The following is a 5,072-nucleotide window of genomic DNA, read 5'->3' as shown; positions in this document are numbered from 1 at the left end:
CATCGCGCTGGAGGGCTCGCCGGCGCTGACGCTGGGCGCTTCGCGGACCAGGCGATCGAGCAGGGCATCGCGCTCGATGCGCTGGAGACGGCCCTGCTCGACGCCGCCGTCGCGCGCGCCAAGGGAAACCTCAGCGCCGCGGCGCGGCTGCTGGGCCTGAGCCGCGGACAGCTCGCCTACCGGCTCAAGAAGCGCGATCAGTAGATGCTCTTGAGCAGCCCGCCGTCGCAGGCCATCGCCTGGCCGGTGATGTAGCTCGCGCGCGGCGACGCCAGGAAGGCGGCCAGCGCGGCCAGTTCGTGCGGCTCGCCGTAGCGGCCGGCGGGGATGCGCGCATGCATCTCGGTCGGGTCGGCCTGGATGTCGAGCACGCGCTGGGTGTTCATGTAGCCGGGCACCAGCGCGTTGACCGTGACCTGGTGCTTCGCGACCTCGCGGCTCAGCGTGTTGACCAGGCCGTGCAGGCCGGGGCGCAGGCTGTTGGAGTAGACGAGGCCGGGTTCCGGCTCCACCGCGGCCAGCGAGGTCAGCACCAGGATGCGGCCGTAGCCGCGCTCGATCATGCCCGGCAGCGCGCCGCGGATCGCCTCGGTGGTGGGCAGCCAGACGTCCTCGAAGGCGCGCTGCCAGTCGTCGGCGGTGGCGTCGATGGCGCTTCCGGTGCGCGGCCCGCCGGAGTTGACCACCAGCACGTCGATCCGGCCAGCGTCGGCGAGCACGGCCTCGACCAGCGCGCGCACGGTGCCGGGCCGGTCGTAGGACGCCGGGTAGGCGCTGGCGCCGATCTCCCGGGCCGCGGCGGCCAGCACCTCCGGGTCGCGCGCCGAGATGGCGACGCGCATGCCTTCCTCCGCGAAGGCCTGGGCGATCGCGCGCCCGAGGCCGCGCGAGCCGCCCATCACCAGGGCGCTGTGGCCCTTGACGCCGAGGTCCATGTCAGGCGACCCCTTCCACCACCATGAACTCGGCTTCCGACACCGGCTGGCGGATCGCCCGCGCCGCCGTGTACTCGGGCGATTCGTACCAGGCGCGCGCCTGTTCGGCGCTCGGGAAGCGCACGATCACCAGCCGGCCGTCGAAGCCCGCGCCCTCCATGCAGAACGACGGCCCGCCGCGCGCGACGAACTCGCCGCCGTACTCGGCCACCAGCCGTGCCGAGATGGCGGTGTACTTCGAGTAGGTGTCCTTGTCGTGGATGCGCACGCGCGCGATCAGGTAGACGCTCATGGTCTTGCCACTCACTTGTCGAAGAAGAAGCCGCGCAGCAGCGCGTGGAAGGTGTCGGCATGCTCGATCTGCGTCCAGTGGTTGCAGCGGCCGACGATGTGCAGCTGCACCTGCGTCAGGTGCTGCAGCAGGTGCAGGCTGCCCGACAGCGGCACGACGGCGTCGTCGCGGCCGTGGATGATCAGCACGCGGTTGGGGATGCGGCGCAGCGCCGCGTCGGGCACCACCAGGTCATCCAGATGGCGCTGGCGCGGCGCCGGGAACAGCGCCTCGAAGGAGCGCCGCACGTCGGGGCGCAACGCGGCGTCCAGGCGCATGCGGGCCACGTCGTCGAGGCGGTCCTCGATGAAGCCCTCGTCAAAGGAGAACCAGCGGATGGCGTTCTTCATCGTCGCCGGCGTCGGGTCCTCGTAGAAGCCCCAGATGCGGTCGAGCTCGGTGGTCAGCGGGATCGGCGCGCCGGCCGGGCCCATCAGCACCACCTTGTCGAAGCGCTGCGGCGCCTCCATCAGCAGGTTCAGCGCGATCGCGCCGCCGAGCGAGTTGCCGACGAGGTGGCAGCGCTCGATGCCGAGCTGGTCGAGCAGCGCGAGTTGCTGGTCGACCCACACGCGCATCCAGCGGCGCATGCCCTGCGGGCAGGGCTGGGGGTGGCTGCTCTGGCCGTAGCCGACGAGGTCGGGGATCAGCAGCTCGCAGTCGTCCGCGAGGGCTTGGCTGGCGAGGGTCCAGTTCGACAGGCCGGTGGCGCCGGGGCCGGAGCCGTGGAGGAAGAGGACGGGCTCGCCCTGGCCGGCTCTGGTGAGGTGGGTCTGGTGGGCGCCGGTCGGGACCAGCGAGGAGGTATTTGTCATGGTGTCGGGGTGTTCGTGAGCGTCTTGCAAGCAGCCATCAAGTCACCACACTCATGAACTCGTCCCGCAGCTTCTTCTCGTGAATGAACAAGGCCCGCGGCAACTCATCCGGCGTCCACTGCAAAGGCGGCCGGTCCGGGTACCACATGTAGCCCCCGGTGAACGCCTCGTTGCGGTTCCCGCTCGGGTCGAAGAAATACACCGTCTGCCCCCGCGTCGCGCCATGCCGCGTCGGCCCCAGGTCGTGCGAGGTCTCGGTCATCGAGATCACGTCGGCCGCGCGCAGCACGTCGCTCCAGGAGTCGACGTAGAAGGCGATGTGATGCAGCTTGCCCTCGCCCGGCAGCCCGACGAAGGCGATGTCGTGCACCTTGGTGCTGCAACTCATGAACGCCGCCATGTACTTGCCGTTGTCGCTGACGCTCTCGGTGACCTGGAAGCCCAGCACGTCGCGGAACAGCGCCACCGAGCCTTCGACATCGGCGCCGTAGACCAGCACATGGTCGAGCCGCACCGGGGCGATGCCCTTCAGGTTCGCGGGCTGGATGCCGGGGTTCACCGTCGGCATGCCGTTGCCGACCACGTCCTTGCTGGCGTACAGCTCGAACACCTGGCCGGTCGGCGCGGTGAAGCGCACGCGCCGCCCGGTGGCGAGGTGCTCGCCGGCGGGGACGGTCTCCGTCGTGATGCCGAAGGCATCGATGCCGGCCGCGAGGCGGTCCAGCGTCGCTTCGTCGACGACCTTGAAGCCAGGTAGTCGAGTCCTGCGCGGTCGGCCTCGCGCAGCACCAGACTGTGGTGGTCGTGTTCGTCCCAGCATTTGAAGTAGACGCGCCCCCGAGCGTCGCGCCCGGTCTCCACCAGGCCCAGCACGTCGGTGTAGTGGCGCACCGCGGCTTCCATGTCCAGCACGCGCAGGGCCACGTGGCCGGGTCGCATCACGCCGTTCATGCTCATGCTTATCTCCTCTTCAGGTGGTCAGGGTCAGAAAGGCCTTGTGGGGGACACCCTGCTCGGCCAGGGTCTTGTCGAGGTCGGGCACGAAGGGCGCGTCGTTCATGCGCCAGGTGGCGCGGCGCCAGTCGACCGTGGGCCAGTCGGGCTGCTGGCCGAACACCGACTGCGCCAGCGCGCCGCTCAGCAGCTCGCCGAAGCGCGTGCCGGGCGGCACCGGCAGCGTGATCGGACAGGCGATCAGCGGGTGCGCCGCCCATTCGACGAAGAGCAGCTGCACGCCGTTGAAGTCTTCCAGCCGGTCGCGGACGATGCCGCCGTAGCCGGGTTCCAGTGCGATGACGGGCATAGGGGCGCTCCCGCTCAGGCGGCCCGGGCCGCAACGCCGGGGGCCTTGGCCTGGGCCCAGCGCTGCTGGTCGCTCGATCCCTCGTAGCGGCCGATGTCGAGTGCCGGGTCGTAGCCCCAGAAGCGGATCATGTCCGCCAGCTCCGGCCCGCCCAGATGGCCCTGCAGCAATTGCTGCACCGGCAGCCGCGCCTGCACGTACTTCTCGGGCTCGCCGTCGAACACGTCCTTGCAGCCGTCGGAGCAGAAGACGAAGCGCTCGTCCTGGAACAGGCTCGAGCGGTGCGCGAGGCGCGTCGGGTCGCCCGGTTCGGTGAAGCACATCGGGATCTGGCAGGTCTGGCAGAGGCAGGGCAGGCTGGCGTTGGTGAAGGGCTTGCCTTCGGCCTCCAGCGCCCGGAGCTGCTCGAAGCGCGGCCGGTAGTGCTGGTCGAAGGTGTTCGGGTACTGCTGCGAAAGCCAGTCCATCTCCTCGTCGCTGGGCAGCCAGGTGTGCAGCGCCAGGCCCCAGTGGTACTGGCACAGCATCAGCCACAGCTGGTGGGTCACGTGCTCCTTCTCGAGCACGGTGGTCTCGTGGTGCATCGGCTTGCGGATGCCGTAGCGCGCCAGGTCGTCGAACAGCGCGCCGCCGTTCTTCTCGAAGTACTGCTCCCAGCCTCGCGCCAGCTCATCACCTTCTTGGGCAGCATGTAGTCGAGCATCACGCCGACCAGGCCGAGCAGCCGGTAGCCGCGCCAGAACCACTTGTCGAGCCACTTCTGGATGATCGGCAGGTTGTCCGGGTCCTGCTCGAGCATGAACTTGATGCACTCGAGGCCCAGCGTCATGTGGCGCGCCTCGTCGCTCTGCGCCGAGAAGCCGAAGGTGACGGTCGCCATGTCGCCGTTGTACGCGGCGCCGCTCATGAAGGGCATGAACAGCAGGTTGGTCAGCACGTACTCGAAGGAGAACGAGATCGCGGTCAGGAACTCGAAGGGCCCGGCGCTCATCGCGTCGTTGACGAAGGACTTCGGGACCGACAGGTACCACATGCGGTCGAAGTTCTTCGGCCAGCTGTGCATGCCGTTGAAGTGCCGGTTGTAGTGGCTCATCGAGTGCATCTGCGTCTGCGCATGGCGCAGCTCGTCGATGCCCTGCATCTGGCAGGCGATGCGCGGACCCACGCCGCGCATCGAGCGGCCCACCATCGCGAAGCCGCGGTGGGCGTTGTATTCCAGCGGCGTGATGCCGGTGATGAAGAGCTTGACGGCGTTGATGTAGCGCGCGTCGCTGACGTTCAGATGCCCGTTGTTCTGTGCAAAGGCGTCGATGACCGCGTAAAGCTTGCGCTCCTTTTCGGCCTGGTACTTCCAGTAGGAATCCATCGTCACGCGGAACGGGTCTTCCCATCGGTCCCAGTCGTGGATCTTGATGCCCTCGAAACGGTCGTGGGGGAACACGCGGTCCATGGGCACGTAGCTGGTGTCCCAGCCGAGGCCCCGGGTCAGGAGGCCGTACTTGTCTTTCAGGCCGAGCTTGCGGTGCGTTGCGGTCGTCATGGCGGGGGTTCCAGGCGGGTTTCAGGCGGCCACGAGGCCCAGGCGTTGCAGGCGCATGCCGAAGGCGGCGTCGACCTCGTCGAGCGTCTGCCGCCCGGCGGCTGTGCCGAACAGGCGCTCGGCCAGCGGCGCGAGTGCGGCCAGTGCC

Annotated in this window: 5 protein-coding genes and 2 pseudogenes; 1 reads left to right on the top strand and 6 read right to left on the bottom strand. The window is 69.0% G+C overall.

Annotation, left to right across the window (positions count from 1 at the left end; translation table 11 throughout):
- Window positions 1-204 (top strand): helix-turn-helix domain-containing protein (locus tag x551_RS18320; protein ID WP_036250006.1); only part of this gene is annotated, 204 nt, incomplete at its 5' end.
- Here the strand turns inward: x551_RS18320 and x551_RS18315 are convergent.
- From x551_RS18315 to x551_RS18290, 6 genes and pseudogenes are all read right to left on the bottom strand, one after another.
- Entirely contained in the window at window positions 198-935 is a 738-nt protein-coding gene (locus x551_RS18315) for an SDR family oxidoreductase (protein WP_036235616.1), read from the bottom strand. The genes x551_RS18320 and x551_RS18315 overlap by 7 nt on opposite strands.
- A gap of 1 nt (window position 936) precedes the next feature.
- On the bottom strand, window positions 937-1,227 hold the full coding sequence (locus x551_RS18310; protein ID WP_036235619.1) for a DUF1330 domain-containing protein: 291 nt from the start codon (window positions 1,225-1,227) through the stop codon (window positions 937-939).
- 11 nt (window positions 1,228-1,238) lie between these two features.
- Window positions 1,239-2,081: an alpha/beta fold hydrolase gene (locus tag x551_RS18305; protein ID WP_036235622.1), complete on the bottom strand. Its 843-nt coding sequence runs from the start codon at window positions 2,079-2,081 to the stop codon at window positions 1,239-1,241.
- A gap of 37 nt (window positions 2,082-2,118) precedes the next feature.
- Window positions 2,119-3,032 (bottom strand): annotated as a pseudogene (locus x551_RS18300) (catechol 2,3-dioxygenase).
- A gap of 19 nt (window positions 3,033-3,051) precedes the next feature.
- Window positions 3,052-3,384 (bottom strand): phenol hydroxylase subunit P4, encoded by a 333-nt coding sequence (locus x551_RS18295; RefSeq protein ID WP_036235628.1) that lies wholly within the window; start codon window positions 3,382-3,384, stop codon window positions 3,052-3,054.
- Between the two features lie 14 nt (window positions 3,385-3,398).
- Window positions 3,399-4,924: pseudogene (locus tag x551_RS18290) on the bottom strand (aromatic/alkene/methane monooxygenase hydroxylase/oxygenase subunit alpha).
- Window positions 4,925-5,072 lie beyond the last annotated feature (148 nt).

This window comes from Methylibium sp. T29 (genome assembly GCF_000576205.1).
Lineage (GTDB): Bacteria > Pseudomonadota > Gammaproteobacteria > Burkholderiales > Burkholderiaceae_C > Methylibium > Methylibium petroleiphilum.
This window is presented reverse-complemented; position numbering and strand designations above follow the sequence as displayed.